At 75.8% G+C, this 16,935-nt stretch carries 8 protein-coding genes and 1 pseudogene; 1 reads left to right on the forward strand and 8 read right to left on the reverse strand.

What is annotated here, in order from left to right; translation table 11 throughout:
- Positions 1-139: 139 nt before the first annotated feature.
- Positions 140-1,261, reverse strand: a pseudogene (locus LIX60_RS31980) (Ig-like domain repeat protein); the annotation flags it as partial.
- 713 nt (positions 1,262-1,974) lie between these two features.
- On the opposite strand from LIX60_RS31980, the gene LIX60_RS27750 reads away from it, so the two are divergent.
- Complete coding sequence (locus tag LIX60_RS27750; protein ID WP_227961666.1) at positions 1,975-2,355, forward strand: VOC family protein; 381 nt, start codon at positions 1,975-1,977, stop codon at positions 2,353-2,355.
- A gap of 231 nt (positions 2,356-2,586) precedes the next feature.
- Here the strand turns inward: LIX60_RS27750 and LIX60_RS31605 are convergent, their stop codons facing one another.
- The 7 genes from LIX60_RS31605 to LIX60_RS27785 form a co-directional block, all read right to left on the reverse strand.
- Positions 2,587-5,268 carry a hypothetical protein gene (locus LIX60_RS31605; RefSeq protein ID WP_265584951.1) on the reverse strand — a complete coding sequence of 894 codons (2,682 nt, stop codon included), beginning with the start codon at positions 5,266-5,268 and terminating at the stop codon, positions 2,587-2,589.
- Between the two features lie 68 nt (positions 5,269-5,336).
- The gene (locus tag LIX60_RS27760; RefSeq protein ID WP_227961669.1) at positions 5,337-6,476 is read right to left on the reverse strand and encodes a VWA domain-containing protein; all 1,140 of its coding nucleotides are present in this window, start codon (positions 6,474-6,476) and stop codon (positions 5,337-5,339) included.
- The gene (locus tag LIX60_RS27765; protein ID WP_227961671.1) at positions 6,473-9,682 is read right to left on the reverse strand and encodes a DUF5682 family protein; all 3,210 of its coding nucleotides are present in this window, start codon (positions 9,680-9,682) and stop codon (positions 6,473-6,475) included. Before LIX60_RS27765 ends, LIX60_RS27760 begins: the two co-directional genes overlap by 4 nt.
- A 13-nt stretch (positions 9,683-9,695) precedes the next feature.
- A complete protein-coding gene (locus LIX60_RS27770; RefSeq protein ID WP_227961673.1) occupies positions 9,696-10,844 on the reverse strand; it encodes an AAA family ATPase in 1,149 nt (382 codons plus the stop codon).
- The gene (locus LIX60_RS27775; RefSeq protein WP_227961675.1) at positions 10,841-14,653 is read right to left on the reverse strand and encodes a DUF4132 domain-containing protein; all 3,813 of its coding nucleotides are present in this window, start codon (positions 14,651-14,653) and stop codon (positions 10,841-10,843) included. The genes LIX60_RS27770 and LIX60_RS27775 overlap by 4 nt, the downstream gene beginning before the upstream one ends.
- Positions 14,654-15,016: 363 nt before the next feature.
- A complete protein-coding gene (locus tag LIX60_RS27780) occupies positions 15,017-15,649 on the reverse strand; it encodes a DUF4291 domain-containing protein (RefSeq protein WP_227961677.1) in 633 nt (210 codons plus the stop codon).
- Between the two features lie 152 nt (positions 15,650-15,801).
- Positions 15,802-16,818 (reverse strand): AAA family ATPase, encoded by a 1,017-nt coding sequence (locus tag LIX60_RS27785; RefSeq protein ID WP_227961679.1) that lies wholly within the window; start codon positions 16,816-16,818, stop codon positions 15,802-15,804.
- Positions 16,819-16,935: the final 117 nt, after the last annotated feature.

The raw sequence follows: 16,935 nt of genomic DNA on the forward strand, positions 1-16,935 counted from the left end.
TGGCGGTGAGGGTGACCGGCTCGCCGTAGGCGGAGGGGTCGGGGCTGCTGACGACGGTGGTGGTGGTCGCCGCCGGGCCGACGGTGTGGGTGTCGGAGCCCGTGGAGCCCGCGTAGCCGGTGTCGCCCGGATAGGTGGCGGTGACGTCGTACTCGCCGATGGGAAGCGCGTCGGTGCTGACCGTGGCCACGCCGCCCACCAGGGTGCCGGTGAGCGTCAGCCCGTCGATCTCGAAGTCCACGTGGCCGGTGGGGGTGCCGCTGCCCGGCGGCACCGGGGCGACGGTGGCGGTGAAGACGGCCGTCTCGCCGAAGGCGGAGGGGTCGGGCGCGGAGACGACGGTCGTGGTGGTCGTGGCCTGGCCGACGGTGTGCGTGTCGGCGCCCGCGGAACCGCGGTGGCAGGCATCGCCGCCGTAGGTGGCGGAGACGGGGTGCGTGCCGGGGTCCAGGGAGGAGATGGTGAGGGTGGCTGTGCCTCCGGCCCCCACGCTCCGGATGAATGTGCCTCCACCGGAGCCGCCGATGACGAACGTCACCGTGCCGGACGGGGGGCCGGGGCAGCCGGTGCCGGGACCCGGGGTGACGGTGGCGGTGATGGTCACCGGCTGGCCGACCGCCGAGGGGTCGGGGGCGGAGACGACCGTGGTGGTGGTCGGATAGCGCACCGGTTCGACGATGTGGGTGCCGCTGCCCGAGGACGGCAGGAAGTTGTCACTGCCCTTGTAGATGGCGGTGACGCTGCTGCTGCCGGTGGGCAGCGCGTGCACGGTGACCCGGGCCACGCCGTTCGGGTCGAGCTTGGCGGTGAACTCCCCCAGGGCATCGATGACGAACACGACCTTGCCCGTGGGGGTCCCGGACCCGGGTGGCACGGCTTCCACCCGGGCGGTGAACGTGACCGGCTCACCGGGGGCGGACGGGTCGGGGGAGGAACTCACCCGGGTGACCGTCGAGGCCCGGGCGACCCCGTAGAGGGAGGACCCCTGGGAGCGTTGGTGGACGGGCGAGCCGTTGTAGGTGGCGGTCAGCGAGTGCGTCCCGGCGCCGAGCGTGCCGAGGGTGACCCGGGCCCGGCCCAGGGAGTCCAGCGTGCGCGTGAAAGTGCCGCCGCCCGGGCCGCTGATCTGGAAGGTGACGGTGCCGGTGGGTGTACCGGCGGGCGGGAAGAAGGAGCGCACCGTGGCGGTGAAGGTGACCGGCTGGCCGTAGACCGTTGACGTGGGCGAGGCGGTGATGGTGGTCAGCGTGGTGTAGGACATGACACGGCCTTTCGCTGTACGGGGCCGGTCCGCCCGTCATCGCCCCGGAGCGCTGGACGCCCCGGGGGCCCGCGGCGGAACCCGGACCCGGCATCCCGGGCCGGTACCGGGCTCGGTACCGGTTCTCGCAATCCCGGACCACCCGAGCTCCGGGCGTCCGTGGTGCGGCCGTTGCGCTCGGCGCGAGCTGTGCGGGGGGAGGGGCTGTCCGCACGGCTCATCCCGCTGCGCACGGCTCATCCCGCTGCCCGGCCGCGGTGAGAACGGCCGGCCGGCCGATTACCCTCATGGACCCACGGCCCGTTCCATCACTCCAGGCCCGGGACGGAGATGAGACACGAACGGCGCAGCGCGCACGGAATCGGACGGGAGGTGAAGTTCCCGGCGGCGGGCGCGCACCGGCCCCAAGTGCCCCCACGGGGCACGCCAATGACGCGTACCGCCGCTCGGGGCGGGTTTGGCGGCGAGACCCCGGCCGGGCCGCGTACCGCCCGCGGCGGTTCCCGACGTCCCGGACCCGGAGGGGGACAGCGGCCGCTGCATCACGGGGCGTGAAGCCCGGCCGCAGGGGCGGCCGTTGTTCACGGGGCCGGCCCCGAAATCAGTTCGCCCGTACTCGCCGGGTCCGGTACGGTCGCGGGGTTTTCACTGCTGAGGCCATGAGGTTCGTGTGCGGCCTCCGGCAGTCCCCACGTTGAGAGCAGGTTTGTTTCATGGCATGTCGTATCAGTGAACTCGTGCTCGGCTGCCGCGACCCCGAGGTGCTGGCGCGGTTCTGGTGCGAGGTCCTGGACTTCGTCGTGCTCGACCGCGAGGGCGACGACATGGTGGAGATCGGGCCGCGCGAGGGGTTCGGCGGTCCGCAGCCGACGATCATCCTCAGCCGCAGGGACGAGCCGGAGCAGGGCAAGGCCCGGCTGCACATCGACGTCAACGCCACCGACCGCGATCAGGACGCCGAGCTCGAACGCCTGCTGAAGCTCGGTGCGCGCCCGGCCGACATCGGCCAGACCGGGGAAGAGCAGTGGCACGTCCTGGCCGACCCCGAGGGCAATGAGTTCTGCCTGCTCAAGGCCCGTCTCGCCCCGCTCTGACGCTCGTCGGCCCCGCATGGCGGTGCCCTCGACCCGGCGGCCGGGTCGAGGGCACCGTCGCGGGAGTGCGGCCGCCGGCCAACCGCTCGCACGGTGCACCGGTCACGCGCCGAGGCCGTACAACGGCCGTACAGACCCGTATGGACACGTCGGGCCCGGGGTCTGCTGGGCCGTCTCCCCTTCCCGGCTCCCCTCGGGCGGTCCCGGGACGGGCGCTTCCGTAACCGGTGCTCAGCCGCGACGGTGGAGTTCGGCGGTGGTGAGCAGGCGTATCTGGGCGTCGGTCCAGCGGGCCGGGGCATCCTCCAGACCCGGCAGGGAGTCCAGGAGCCGTCGCACCGCGGTGGCGCAGACGGCCAGGCCGGTGCGGGCGAGGTCGTCGGCGGAACGGGCCAGGGCCGTGCGCACGGGGCCGGTGAGATGGCGCAGCCCGTGGTGGGCCGCGTCGGCCAGGGCGGCCAGGGCGGAGCCGAGTGCGCCGGCCACCGGGTCCGGCGGGGGAGAGCCGGGGAGCAGCGGCAGGTTCGCGGGCTCGCCGGCCGCCAGATGGGGGACGGTGATGCCGCCGGGGTCCGCGCTGCCGGTGCCGCTCCGGTTTCCGCTGCCGGTGCTGCCGGCGACGGCGTACGGGGTGATCCGGAGCCCGCCGCCGTCCCGGTGCAGGGCACCGGCCACATAGCGGGGGCCGCCGGCCAGCGCGGCGGCGAGGGCGTCCAGCGCGGCGGGGGCCATGGGCTCGTGCGGTGAGGAGAGCAGGGCCGTGTTGCCGGCCGCGTCGAGGACGGTCGCCTCCAGGCGCTGCGCGGCCGGGTCGTAGCCGATGCCGGTCACCTCGGAGACCTCCACGACCCGCACCGTCTCCGCCTCGACCCGGGGACGGACGAGCCGGGGCGGACGGTCGTCCCACTCCGCGGCGTGCGCGGCCAGATCGCGCACCAGAAGCGTGCTCGGCAGCTCCGACCAGGCCGTGGGGCCCAGCGGGGTGACCGTGGTCACGGCGAGCCGGCCGCGGGTGAGGGTGAGGGCGCGGCTCGCGGTGCGCCGCGCGGTTTCGCTGACCACACTGCCCGCGGCGAGAGAGGCCAGGGTCGTACCGAGAACGCGGCGGCTGCCCCACGGGCGGTCGGACGGCTGCCAGGTCTTGTGCAGGACGACCACCACGCCCGCCTCGGCGTGCGCGAAGAAGGTCTGCGTCACCGGGTGTTCGGGCGTGCCGGAGAGGCGGCAGCCGAGAGCGGTGAGCCGGACCCGGCGCAGCGGCGTCTCCGCCGCCTCGCGCTCACCGAGCACGCCGGGGGTGCGGCCCGCGGCGCGGTGGCGGGCGTGGAGTTCGGCGAGGAGCGCGGCGTGGCGCAGCGGGTCGTGCGCGGCGTCGCGCGCGGTGTACGCGGCCAGCTGGTCCGAGAGTTCGGCGGTGGCGGCGGCGGGCCAGTGCAGGGAGGCGGCCGTCAGGGACTTCGCGGTCCGGCGGAGCGCGGCGGCGAGCACGGGGCCCGCGTGGGCCGCGCCGTCGAGGAGGAGGTCGTCGGCCAGGGCGAGAGCGGTGGCGAGGGGCGGGGGAGTGGTGGGGGCGGGCGTCGCGGGTGCGTCGGCGGGCAGGGGTTCGGGTGCGTCTGCGCGCGTGACGCCAGGGGTGGCGGTGGCTGCCCGGGTCCTGGCCCGTGTGCCGGGCGGCCGGGCGCCCGGGTCCGGGGAGCCCGGCGCGGCGGTACCCGAGGAACCGGCCGTCTGCGGGGCGTTCTGCGCGGTCGGGCCGGCGGGTGCGGCTTCGGGGCGGGGTGCGCCCGGGGTCCCGGCGGTGCCCGCTGTGGCGGGAGGCGCGGCGGCCGAAGGCGCCGTGGTGGTGCCGGGGTGGCCGAGGGTGCCGGGGTGGCCTGCGGTGCCGGGGGAGGAGGGGGCGCCCCGGCGGGTGGTGCCGCCCGAGCGGGAAGGGGGGTGCACCTCGACGGGGCCGTCGCCGGTCCCGGCCTCGTCCGCCGCACGGAACGCCCAGACGGCGAGGGCCACCATCTCGCCCCGTACCGCCTCCGCCGCGTCGGTGAGGGCGTAGCCGATCTCGCCGGGCACCGGGAACCGGACGGTGCACGTGGGCAGTTCCACCCACGGCCCGGCAGGGCCGGAGGACGGGCCCGGGCCGACGGCGGTGTCCGGGGCCACGGGTTCGGAAGGGGCGGGGACCGCGCGGTGGATCCGTGCGGTGTAGCCGCGGCGGGCCGTGCGGCGGGCGGCGGTGACGGCACGGGCGCCGACGGCCGCCGTCAGCGTCTCGTCGTCGAAAGCGCCCGGCGACCAGCCGGCCGGTGGGTTCGGCGGGGTGGGAGGGGTGAGAGGGGTCGGCAGCGTCGGTGTGGGGGGTGCGCCGTCCGGAGCGGGCGCGGGGCCGGTGGCACGGGGAGCCGGGACGGTGGGGGCGGTTCCGCCGTCGGCATGGCCGGCCCGGGGGCGGACGGCCGTGGCCGGGCCGGTGGCGGACGGGGCCACGCCGCCCGGCGGGACCGGGACGGTGGGAGCGGCTGTCGTGGCGGGTACATCGGGTGCGGCGGGTGTGCCGATCGTGCCGTGCCCGGAAGCGGTCCGCTGGTAGGCGAGGACCAGGCCGATGAGATGACGGCACACACCCGTGGCACCGCACCCGCAGGAACCGTTGTCCAGGCCCGCGCCCGGCGGGAGTTCCGCCACCGCGGCTCCGGCGTAGTCGGCCCGCACCCGGCCGTCCTCCCCGATCGTCAGGACCGGGGCGCGGCCGGCGTCGAGGTCCTTGCTCGCGCGCTTGACCAGACCGCGGTTGGTGAGGGCGGCAAGGGTGTCGGGGGTGAGCGCCAGCAGGTCGGCGCGGGTCCTCCCGCTCAGTGCCGTCATCGCCGTCATCGCCGCCCTCGCTTCCGCCGCGTCCGCGGGCGTCTCCGCATCCATCGCCGCTTTCCCCGTCTCTTCCGTCTCGGCTCGCACGGCTGCCGTGGGCGCCGTCGTCCTCCCCGCCGTCACCGGACCAGCCGCTCCGCCACGAACTCGGCCAGCTGCCCCGGCGTCATGGCGCCCATGTGGGCGCCCTCCCGGGCGAGGCGGCCCGCCAGCTCCCGGTCGTAGGAGGGGTTGGCCTCCTCGTCCAGGGCGGCGAGGCCGAGCACCGTCGTGCCCTGCTGGACGAGTTGCCGCACCGTGTGGATGAGCCGGTACGGGTCGCCGCCCTCGTAGAAGTCGCTGATGACGGCGAAGACGCAGCGGCGGGGGTTGTCGATGAGACCGGCGCCGTAGTCCACGGCCCGCGCGATGTCGGTGCCGCCGCCGAGCTGGACGCGCATCAGCAGCTCCACGGGGTCCGGCACATCGGCGGTCAGGTCCACGACCGAGGTGTCGAAGGCGACGAGATGGGTCTTGAGGCCGGGAAGATTCCACAGGCAGGCGGCGGTCACGGCGGAGTGGATGACGGATCCGGCCATCGACCCCGACTGGTCCACCAGCAGGACGAGTTGCCACTGCTGGAGCCGGCGGCGCGTGCGGGAGCGGAAGGAGGGACGCTCGATGATCAGCCGCTTGTGCTCGGGCTGGTAGTGGGCGAGGTTGGTGCGGACCGTCGTCCTGAAGTCGAAGTCGCGGGCGACGGCCAGCCGGGAGGGACGGCGGTCGCGGCTGCCGGTGAACGCGCGGTGCACCTCCGGACGGAGACGGTCCATCAGCTGCCGTACGACCTTCTCCACGATGCGCCGGGCCGCCGCCAGCACGGCCGGGTTCATCAGGTGCTTGGTGCGCAGGACGGCGCGGAGGAGGGCCGGGCTCGGCTCGACCCGCTCCAGCACGGCCGGGTCGGTGACGATCTCCTCGATGCCGTAGCGCTCGACGGCGTCCCGCTCCAGCCGCTCGATCGTCTCCCGGGGGAAGAGACGGTGCACGTCGTCCAGCCAGTCCACGGCCGTGACGGCGCTGGGGCCGTCGCCGCCCTCGCGGCCGGCGGGGGAGGGCCGGCGGATGCCGCGCCGGGCCAGTTCCGGGTCGCGGCCGTACAGCCAGTCGAGCGCGGCGTCGCGGGCGGCGGCCTCCGCGCCGAGCGGTCCGGCGCAGCGCTCGGCGGGTGAACCGAGGATCAGTCGCCACCGCTCCAGGGCGGGGTCGGGTGCGGTCACCGGTCGATTCCCTTCGGGTCGTCCTCCGTGCCGTGGGCGGTCCGGGGCGGGGTTCCCCCGCCGGTCCCGTGGCGGGGGCGGTGCACGGTTCCGGTCCCGTCTGCGGGCCCGGGTTCCTTCGCGGCCCGGTGCCGGGCGGTCCTCCGGGTTCCGCCGGCCGCGGAGCCGGGACCGTCCGGGACTCCGGTCGGTCCGTCCACGACCGCGGGGGCGGTCCCGGGCTCGCCCCCGGCCTCGGGACCGGCTGCTGACGGCGGCGGTCCTTCCGTTCCCGTTTCCCGACCCGTTCCCGTTCCGGTGCCCGGACCCGGCACCGGTGACGCTCCCGGCTGCGGCCGGGGCGGTGTGCCGAGCCCGTACCGGGTCAGCAGGGTGCTGACCCGGTCCTCCAGCGCCCGTGCGGCGGCCAGCGCCATCGGGTCGCCACCCGTGCGCAGCAGGGCGCGGGCCGAACCGCGCACCCCGCGCAGGTCCAGCAGCCGGCCGGCGATCCGCTCCCGCTCCCGGGGCGGGAAGAACGCGAACGCCTGGCGGAGGGCGGGCAGCGCGGCGAGGAAGGCGCTCTCGCTCATCCCGCCCACCGTCCGGTCCAGCACGCCGACCAGATCGCCGATGTCGTCGCGGGAAACGGCGAACAGCCCGGCCAGCCAGTCGCCCAGTACGTCGGGGCCGAACTCGGCCATCGCCGCCGCCGGTTGGCTCTCCGTGCCCAGGGCACGGGCCAGGCCGAAGGCCGCGCCGCGCAGATCGGCCGGGGCCTGCCGGTCGGCCGCGACGCGGTGGGCCGCGCCGGCTGCCGTCTCCCGGTCCAGCGACAGCGGGCGCGGGGCGTGGAGCAGCGCGTCCCGCAGCGCCGCGACCGCCGCGAGCCGCCCCGTGTCCACGCCGGACGAGGGGCCGTGCACCCCCTCCAGCAGCCACAGCAGGCGGACGGCCGCCCCGTCCACGACCTCCGCGAGGAGCGGGCCGCGCGCCACCCCGTACACCCGGTCGTGGCGCCACAGACCGAGAGAGGTCGCCAGCACCTCGCCGAGCGCGCCCGGCTCGGGGAGCTCCCGCACCCGGCCGGCCAGCACCGTCAGCAACTCCTCGGTCAGCGGCCCGACTCCGCACAGCACGGCGTCGAACAGGGTGCGCGCGAGCCCGCCCGCGTCCGGGCCGTCCCGGCGGGCGCGCTCGGTCAGCGCCGTCACGGCGGCGTCCGCCAGCCGGGCCCCGTAGGCGCCGGCCTCCACCAGCGCCGCGTCCCGGCCGGGCGCCGGCACCCGTTCCCATCGCTCGGAGAAGACCGCCTCCGTCCCGTGCCGCGGCCCGGATCTCCGCTCGTGACCGGGGACACCGAGCACGCGCAACCGGTGCAGCGCGCGGCTCCGTTCCAGCCCGCGCGGGGTCGTCAGGTCCAGGACGGCCGGCTGCTCGCCGTCGAGACCGAGGCGCTCCAGTTCGGCGGCCACGTCATGGACGAGGGGCGGGGCCGGGGTGGCGGGGTGGAGCCGGCCGGTCCGGTCACCGCAGCAGACCGCGACCATCTCCACGATCGCCGGATGGCTCCCCGGCGCGAGCGTGCCGCGCGCGGTCCACGGGAGGGGCTGGTCGAGGGCGTCGGCGACCAGGGCACCGGCCAGCCCGTCGAGCACGTCGACCCGGGCGGGGACGGGATGGCCGCGCAGCAGGGACAGCCCCTCGGCCTGGGCGCGGGCGGCGATCAGCGCGGCCGTGGAGACCGGATGGCGCCGCTCCCGCAGCCGGCCGGCGACCTCCCGCACCAGCGTGTCGGCGGCGGCCCGGGGGCCCTCCTCCCACAGCCGCTGGTAGTAGCCGGGCGAGGGCATACCGGACTGGTATCCGGCGAAGGCGTCCAACTGCCGGAAGGAGTACGGGACGAGGAAGCTGCCCGCCAGAGCCCCGGCCGGCGGCTCCGGCACCCGGGGCCACGCGGCGCGGGTTCCGGACTCGGGCCCGGACTTGCCCTCAGCCCCGGGCTCGCCCTCCGACCCCGACCCGGTCTCTGTCCCGGCCCCGGCTCCCGGCCTTCCGGACCCGGTGTTCGTCCCGGTCTCCCCTGCCCCGGACCCGGTCTCCGACCCGGACCTGGACCCTGCCCCGGCTGCGGCTGCGGCTGCGGTTCCGGCTCCTGCCCGGCTCCGGGGGGCCGGCCCGGAACCCGTTACGCCCCTTGTGTCCGGGCCGGGCTCGGTTGCGGCGCAGGGCTCGGGCTCGGCTCCGGTCGTGGAGGTGGCTCCCGTTTCGGCCCGGGCTCCGGAACCGGCGTCACCGGTGGGCTGCGGTTGCCCCTCTGGGGAGAAGCCGGTGAGGGCCCGCAGGGCGGGCTGGTGGAAGCCGCCGGTCACCACCAGCACCGGCCCGCCGTCGGCCCGTTCGGCCGCCGCCCGCACCCAGGACGCCATATACGCCTCCCGGGCCCGGTCCCCCTCGTCGGCCTCCGCGTCGCCGCGGACGACGGCGAAGTAGGCGTCCAGGCGCCCGGCCATCTCCGACCATGCGCCGAAGCGGGCAGCGCCGGCCCCGGCCGCCGCCTCCGCTGTGCCGGCCGCCGCCTCCGCGGCCCCGGCCCGCGTTTCTTCCGCGGAGCCCCGCCCGCCGGCGCCGGCGGGCCCGGCCGCGTCCGTGTGGTCCGCGACCTCGAACAGCCGGTCCCAGAGCGCGTCCACCGAGTCGGCCGCGAACCGTTCGCAGAGCCGGGTGGTGGCCTCGGTGTAGCGGGCCTCCGCGTCCGCGAAACGGTTGACGCGCTCGGCGAACGCCGGGTGCCAGGCCGGCAGGTCGATGAACAGGACCTCGGCTCCCGCCGCCCGGCCCTCGGTGAGCGCCACCCACTCCGGCGAGTAGTCGCACAGCGGTGCCCAGGACGTGGCCGCCCGCTCCTCGTCCCGGTAGTGGCTGAACACCGCCACGGGCAGGTCGTGCCCGAGCAGCAGCTCGTCCAGCCGGCCGTTCATGTCGGCCGGGCCCTCCACCAGGACGTACGCGGGCCGCAGCGCACGGATGGCACGGGCCACCAGCCGGGCACAGGCGGGGGAGTGGTGGCGTACCCCGATGAAGGTGACGTCCGCGTCGCGCCGGGGCCGGGGGCGGGTACCGGCACCGGCATCCGTCCCGGCCATGGCCCCCGTCCCGCCCGCCACCGTGCCGGCGTCGCGGGCCGCGTCCGCTTCCGCGGACCTGTCCGCCGCTGTCGCTGTCATGAACGTGCTCCCGTCAGCCGTCCAGCAGATGGCGTGCCCGGTACAGCGCCTTCCACTGCGCGCCGGACCGGCCCTTCACCCGCTGCTCCAGATAGCGGCGCAGCCGGGCCAGATCCTCCGGGCTGTCCTTGGCGGCCGTGCCGGCCAGGCAGGACACCACGTCCGCGGCACCGCCCGGCTCCCCGCGCAGGAACCAGCCGCGGACGCCGACCGCGTGGGCCACCGCCACCGCCTCGGCGGTGCTCATCACGGCGTCCGGACGGCCGGTCCGCGCGCCCTCGCCGCCCGCCCCGGACCGCAGTTCGCGGAAGGTGGTGACGAGCACCTCCAGGACGTCCCGCTCCGGGGCAGCCGTGACGCCGGAGCGGCGGAGCAGGGCGGTGGTCTCGGCCTCCACCAGCGCCAGTTCGGTGTCGAGGTCGGGGATCGGGAACACCGTCTCGAAGGTGAAGCGGCGCTTGAGAGCGGCGCTCATCTCATTGACCCCGCGGTCGCGGGTGTTGGCGGTGGCGATGACGTTGAACCCCTGCCGGGCGAAGACCATGCCGTCCGGGCCGTCCAGCTCCGGTATGGCCACGACCCGTTCGGACAGCAGCGACAGCAGCGAGTCCTGGACCTCCAGCGGACAGCGGGTGATCTCCTCGAACCGCACGATCCGGCCCTCCGCCATGCCCCGCAGCATCGGCGCCGGCACCAGGGAGCGCTTCGACGGGCCCTCGGACACCAGCAGGGCGTAGTTCCAGCCGTACTTGATCTGGTCCTCGGTGGTGGCCGCGCCGCCCTGCACGGTGAGGGTGGAGGTGCCGCTGACGGCCGCCGCGATCAGCTCCGACAGCAGCGACTTGGCCGTGCCCGGCTCGCCGACCAGCATCAGGCCGCGGCTGGTGGCGAGGGTGACCAGAGCCCGTTCGACCAGGGACGGGTTGCCGACGAACTTCCGGGTGACGCCGGCCTCCTCGTCACCGGTGATGAAGCGGCGCGCGGCGCGCAGGCTGAGCCGCCAGCCCGGCGGGCGCGGCGCGTCGTCCGCGGCGCGCAGGGCGGCCAGCTCCCCGGCGTACCGGACCTCGGCCGGGGGCCGCTGCCACGACTCCCCGTCACCGGACCGGCCGTTCTCCGGCGCGCTCGCGCGGGGGAGGGCCGGGGTCTCGTGGGTGCTCATGCGGCGGTCAGCTCCGTCAGGTCGGCGATCACCTCGGAGAGGATCACGGGGTCGATGTCCGCGAAGGCCAGCTCGATGCCCTGGTGCGGCGGGGACCAGTCACCCGGCCGGTTGTGCAGCCACACCGCCTCCACCTTCTGCTCGGGGAAGATGTCGATGGCGCCGACGGCGATCCCGTCGCTCGGGTTGAGGATCACCCAGCGCTTCTCGGCGACCCGCCGGGAGATCCAGCACTCCACCCCGGCGTCCTGCGGCTCGCCGCGCTGCCAGCCGCGCCGCTCCAGGCCGAGCAGTTTGCGCGTGTCCACGGTGATGCCCTCGAAGCGCCCGAGCCGGCCGCCGGCGGCCTCCTGCTCGGTCAGCCGGTGCACGGGGCGGCCGAGCTGGGGGAAGGGCTGCAGGATCTCGTAGTCCGCGAACAGCTCCGCCCACACGGGGAGTTCGGCGCCGAGGTTCAGGGGATGGGCCAGCCGTACGGTGGCGTCCCCGGGCAGCGTGAACTCCTCGTCCCCGGCGTCAGCGAACGTCCGGTCCTCCGCGACCCGGAACGCGGTCACGGACCGCTTCCCCCGGGTCCCGCCACCGGAATCCGCGCCACCGGTACCTCCGCCACCGGAGCCGGTGGCGGAGGTACCCGCGCCGGGGGCACCCGCGGCGGTGCCCGCCCCGGCTCCGCCGGCCTCCGCGCCGCCGCCCCCCGTCGCGCACAGCCACACCAGCCGCCGCACCAGGTGTCCCAGCAGCGGATGCGCCACGAACAGCTCGCGGAACTCGGCGGCGCTCCACACCCGCCCCTCGACCATGGCGCTCTCGAACCGGCGCACCTGGTCGGAGGCGACCGTCCGCACGTCCTTCTTCAGCGCCAGGAACCGCTTCCGCTCCAGCGGCGCCAGCTCCGCGTCGTCCCGCGCCCCCGGTTTGGGAAGATCCTTGCGCCGCTTGCCGTCCTCGTCGAGCACATACGGACGCAGCTGCTCGTCGAAGCCGACGGTGAAGCGGCGCGGGCCGTAGTCCACGACCGCCGAGCCGTTCGCGTCGAGCCCGAAGTCCGGCACCAGCCGGTCGGCGAGCTGCTCACCGGAGAGCCCGAGCCCGGCCGCCACCTCCGCGATCTTCTCCTTGGCCCGCACCTTCAGGGCCTTGAACTTCACCCGCTGCGCGATGCCGTGCAGATGCATCAGCGCCACATCGCTGCCGATGGCGGCCAGCACGTCCAGCCCCTCCACGGCCCGGTGGTGCGCGCCCTGGCCCGGCCAGGCCCGCAGGACCGGGGAGAGCGCACGCACCGTGTCGTCGTCGCCGAGCAGCCCCAGCGCGTGCAGTGCCCAGCTGTCCTTCGCCGGCATCCCGGCCAGCCGCCACTGCTCGAACAGCGCCCAGGCGAAGCGGGCGAGCGAGCCGGGGTCGCAGGTCTCCCGGACGATGCCGACGCCCGGGTAGACCTGACCCGGCTTGGAGATCGCCAGCATGGTGAGCAGATGCCGGACCGACGCCGACGGCAGCGCCCCCCTGTCGTCGCGGAGCAGCACCTGCGGCAGCAGCGCGGGCTCGGCCCAGGCGTCCGCCTGCGGCATCCGCGCGGGCAGGGCGTTCTCCAGCGGGTCGGCCGACAGCAGCTCCTCGACGGCGGCCGCGGCCTCGCTCCCGTAACCGGCGGCGGCCTCGCGCACCGCGCCGGCTCCGTGCCGGGCGGCGATGAGCCGCAGGGCGTGCTCGGCCCTGCGCCGGGCCGGACCCGCGGCGCCCACCGCATCCGGCACGAGCAGGGCCGCCGGGGCGGCCCCGTGCCGCTCGAACCACGAACGGGCCGTGCCGGCGGCCGACTTGAGCCGCATGGACCAGTCGGCCATCAGCCGGGCGACTTCCACGTCCAGGTACGGCAGCAGGATGGCGCCGAGCGTGGCCGGGTGCCGGGCCGCCGTCCGGCGCAGCCCCGGCAGGGCCTCCGTGCCGAAGCGGGCGGCGACCGGTTTCATCGCCTCGTCGGCGTCCCAGAGCGTGTCCGGCTGCCAGTCGTCCAGCAGGGGGCGGACGAGATCCTCGGGGCCCTCGGCGAACAGATTGACGGTGTGATGGCGCAACGGGCCGCCGCCCTCGCGGAGCCTGGCCACGTCCTTCTCCAGCCGGAACCGCCGGTACCACTCCCGGCTCGAGGACTCGGTGGCCGCCCACTCCTCCCGCTCGCCCGGCAGCCACACCACCCGCGCCGGCGCGCAGGCCGACAGGCCGGTGACGGTCCGCGGCTTCCTCACCACGCGCTTGCGGGTCCACGGCGGGCTCACCAGCAGCGCGGGCAGCGCCTCGGCGGGGGCGTCCGCGACCCGGCCCGCCGGGTCCAGGAGCCCGGCCACCGTCTCCGCCACCTCCTCGGAGAAGCCGTCCAGCCGGGGCTCCAGCAGTTCCCGGTGCACGGCCACATGCGCGGCCAGGATCTGCCGGGCCGTACCGAACTCCCGCCCGGACCCGGCAGCCGCCTCCGCCAGCATCCGCGCGGCACGCACCGGATACCGCCGCGCGGCCTCCAGCAGCGCGGTCCGGACATGCTTGTCCTCGACGCGGGCCAGCAGCATCCCGAACGCCTCGTCGGTCGGCAGCTCTACGAGCGCGCCGGCCATCGCCTTCATCGCATCGGCCGAGACGTAACTGTTGGCCAGATAGGCGTCGATGAGACCGGCCACGGCCGTGCCGGTGCCCTCGGCGAGGGTGGCGACGGTGGCCAGGGTGCCGTTGACCGGGTTGACACCGGGTCCGGCCGCCAGCCGGTGGAGCTGCTCCGGCGCGTACAGCGACTCGAAGAGCAGGGAACGGATCGAGTGGTCCTCCGTCCCGCTCGGCCCCGGATCGGCGCAGCACTCGTCCACCCAGCCGGTCTCACCCGGCACCAGGTAGGCGGCGACGATCCGGCGCCGCGTCCCGCTCGCTTCCCCCCGGACCGCGGCGACGGCGGCGACGGCCTCGCGGTGGGTGTCCTCGCCGGCGACCGCGAGCAGCGCCCGGACCCGGTCGGCGGCCGGCCGGCGCATATGGCTGAGGTACTGGTGCGCGCCCTCGGGGAGCGCCCCGAGGGAGTCCGCGGTCCGGATGTGCCGCTGGCTGTACGTGATGCTGACCCCCACCTCGAACAGCTCCACGACGGCGCGCGCGGCGAACGGCAGCCCGTGCAGCAGCACCCAGGCGTCCACCACGGGTTCGTACCGCCGCTGCCAGCTCTCGGTGATCACCGCGAGCACCGCGGCGCCCAGCGGATCGGCCTCACCGGCGAGATGGGCCCGCGCCGCGGCCGCCATCCGCTCGTCGCGGCCCTCGGCTCCGAGTGCTTTCCGGATCGACTGCTCGCCCGAACGGAGTCGGCCGTGCCACAGCTCCACCGCGTCCTTCGCCGGCGCGGCCACGGACCGGCGCAGCCCGCCGCGGCGCGGCCGCACCTGACGCCGCCAGGCAGCGGGCATGGCGAAGGTGTCCTCGTCCGGGGCTTCCCGGGACTCCTGGGATTCCGGGGCTCGCGGGGCGGCCTGCCCGGTGCGGGCGGGGGCACCCGCCGTACCGGCCGCGCCGGAGACACCCGCCGCCGCGCCGGAGGCCGGGCCACCGGGAGCGCCCGGGCCGTCCACGGACACGTACCCCTTGCGCTCCTTCTCCCCGATCACCTTCGCCAGATACGCCTCCGCGCCCTCGGCGGAACCGCAGTCCTTCTCCTGGGTTCGGCCCTGCGAACCGATCCGCCCGTACCGGACGGTGACCACCGCCCCGGCCGAACCGGCCTCCCAGAACTTGGCCGCCTTGCCGTCCTCGAACTCCCAGCGCCGCATGTCCGCCCCTCCCCTGGAGCCGGCCGGACCTGCTCCGGCCTGCTCCGATCCGTTCCACCCCGCCACAGCGCACACGTCACCCCCGAGGGCACACGCGTGGATTCCACCCGCGCTCCGCGAGCCGGGCGATCAATGGGCTTCACCTTAGGACCGGGTACCGACAGTGACACCCGGGGCCGCCGGGAACGGCCGCCGGCCGGACCGTGCGGGAGTGCCGGAACGGCCGGGTACAGGAGCCATCTCCCCGCCCGCCGGTGCCGTGCCGTGCTCCACCGTCACGGCGGGGCGGCAGATTTGAGGCGCGCTCAGCCACCACGAGCCCCGAGCCTGTTCATACCGGTGGCCGTCCGCTCAGGCCTCTACTCAGGCCAGGTCCGGCGCCGTGGCGCGCGGTCCGGGGCGCAGATGGGCGAGGAGTTCCTCGCCGGCGTCGTACACGGTCTCCGTGGGGAGTTCCCGGGCGGCGGCGTCGAGATCGCCGTCCCGCACCAGGCCGTGAACGCGCCGGGCGAGCGCGGTGACGTCGGTGATGGACACCGTCCACGCGTCCGCGTACCGGCGCGTCGCCTCGCCCGCGAGGCCGAGTTGCAGTGAACGGTGCTCCAAGGGCCGCAGCCGCAGATCGCGTTCGGGATCCCACTGCACCCGGGCCGGCGCGCTGCGCAGCTCGCGCCGCCAGGAGTCGTGGTCCGGATGGACACCGGGTTTGTAGTGGGAGAGGCAGGAGTGGCGCAGCGCCCACTCGAAGCCCTCGCGGCTGATCTCGACGGCGAGGACCGTCCGCTGACCCTCCTTGGTGCCCCAGCCGCAGCGGTACATCATCCACAGGAACGACGGCTTGATCCACGTCATCCGGTCCCGCTTCCAGGCCGCCGGGAAGCGCCCCTCGCGCGCCGCGGGGAGCCCGATGCGCGGATCGTAGGCCTGGTAGACGGTGACGGTCGTGTCCGTGTGGAGGGCGCGGATCTCGTACCGGGGTGCTTCGGGTCTGTCCATGGACGGCAAGAGTGCCGCCGCCCGCCACGTCCGGGCCACCGATTATGCGCGTCGGCGGTCGCCGGGCGGGCGGTCGTCCCGATGGGCTCGTGGCCGGTTGTGCCGCGCCGGGCCCGCCTCCTCTGCCGGTATCCCGGCGCGGCCTGGCCGGTTCATCCCCGTTCCGGCAGTGGGTCCGCGAAGTGCCAGCCGCGCGCCAGCAGTTCGTCGACCGCGGCCACGGCCGTGCGCAGCCGTTCCCCGGGCGGGCCGGTGAGCAGCAGGTGGGGCAGGCCGCGGCGGGTGAGCTCGGCGCGGAAACGGCCGGTCATCCAGGCGCGCAGGTGTTCGCCGTCGCGCAGTCCGTCGTCCTCGAAGGGGACGCCCGTGTGGTCGGTGAGCAGCCACAGGTGCTGCCGGCCCCGGGCCGCGACGGCCTCGACCGCCGGGCTGCGGCCGCCCAGATAGCGCTCGTGCCAGATGGTGGTGGCCAGGGCGTCGGTGTCGCAGAAGAGGACGGGGGAGCCGGCACCCGCCGCCGCGTCCTCATCCGCCGACTGCCGTTCGGCGATCAGTTCGAAGTCGGCCGTATCCCAGGTGACGTCGCCGAACCCCGCGCCCGGTCTGGCCGCGCGCAGCCGCGCGTACTTCTCCGCACTGAACCGGCGCCCGTACTCCGGCACCCACCGGGTCTCCGCCCAGACCCCGCCCCGGGCACGGTAGTGCCCGGCCAGGGCGCGGGCCGTGGTGGTGGTGCCCGTGGACTCCGCGCCGACCACGACCACCCGGCGGGCCAGCGCCGCGCGCACCGGGGCCGCCAGGTGGGGCCAGCACCCGGCAGGGTCCGCACGGACGGCCGTCCCGGAGACCGGGTACGCGATGCGGCCGGCGTCCACGGTCACGGCCACCGCCCCGAAGCGGCGGCCGAGTTCGGCTCCGTACACCTCCGAGGTGAAGACGGCGTCGACGCGGTCCGGGACGGCGGCCCGGAAGACCGTCATGTGCGCGTCCCACACGGCGGGGTCGGAGTAGTCGACGGGCACGTCGTCCACCGCGCCGACCACCTCGATGTGCTCCTCCGGGTGCACCGCCCGCATCCACGCCACCCGCTCCGCGAGCGGGACCGACTCCACGGAGGAGGCGCAGACCAGCACGGTGAGGCGGCGGCAGCGTGCGGCGGCGCTGCGCACCAGATGGTGGTGACCGGCGTGCGGCGGATAGAACTTGCCGAGAACGAGCCCGTGTCCGAATACGGGCCCAGGCCCGTGCCCGTGCCCAGTTCCGCGGTCGTCCTCGCGGTCATCCGT

This window comes from Streptomyces sp. S07_1.15 (assembly GCF_020739505.1).
GTDB lineage: Bacteria > Actinomycetota > Actinomycetes > Streptomycetales > Streptomycetaceae > Streptomyces > Streptomyces xinghaiensis.

What these genes read in the sequence shown, in the direction of transcription:
- LIX60_RS27750 (WP_227961666.1), top strand. Translation starts at nt 1,975, where the DNA reads ATGGCATGTCGTATCAGTGAACTCGTGCTCGGCTGCCGCGACCCCGAG.
- LIX60_RS31605 (WP_265584951.1), bottom strand. Translation starts at nt 5,268, where the DNA reads ATGGATGCGGAGACGCCCGCGGACGCGGCGGAAGCGAGGGCGGCGATG.
- LIX60_RS27765 (WP_227961671.1), bottom strand. Translation starts at nt 9,682, where the DNA reads ATGACAGCGACAGCGGCGGACAGGTCCGCGGAAGCGGACGCGGCCCGC.
- LIX60_RS27770 (WP_227961673.1), bottom strand. Translation starts at nt 10,844, where the DNA reads ATGAGCACCCACGAGACCCCGGCCCTCCCCCGCGCGAGCGCGCCGGAG.
- LIX60_RS27775 (WP_227961675.1), bottom strand. Translation starts at nt 14,653, where the DNA reads ATGCGGCGCTGGGAGTTCGAGGACGGCAAGGCGGCCAAGTTCTGGGAG.
- LIX60_RS27780 (WP_227961677.1), bottom strand. Translation starts at nt 15,649, where the DNA reads ATGGACAGACCCGAAGCACCCCGGTACGAGATCCGCGCCCTCCACACG.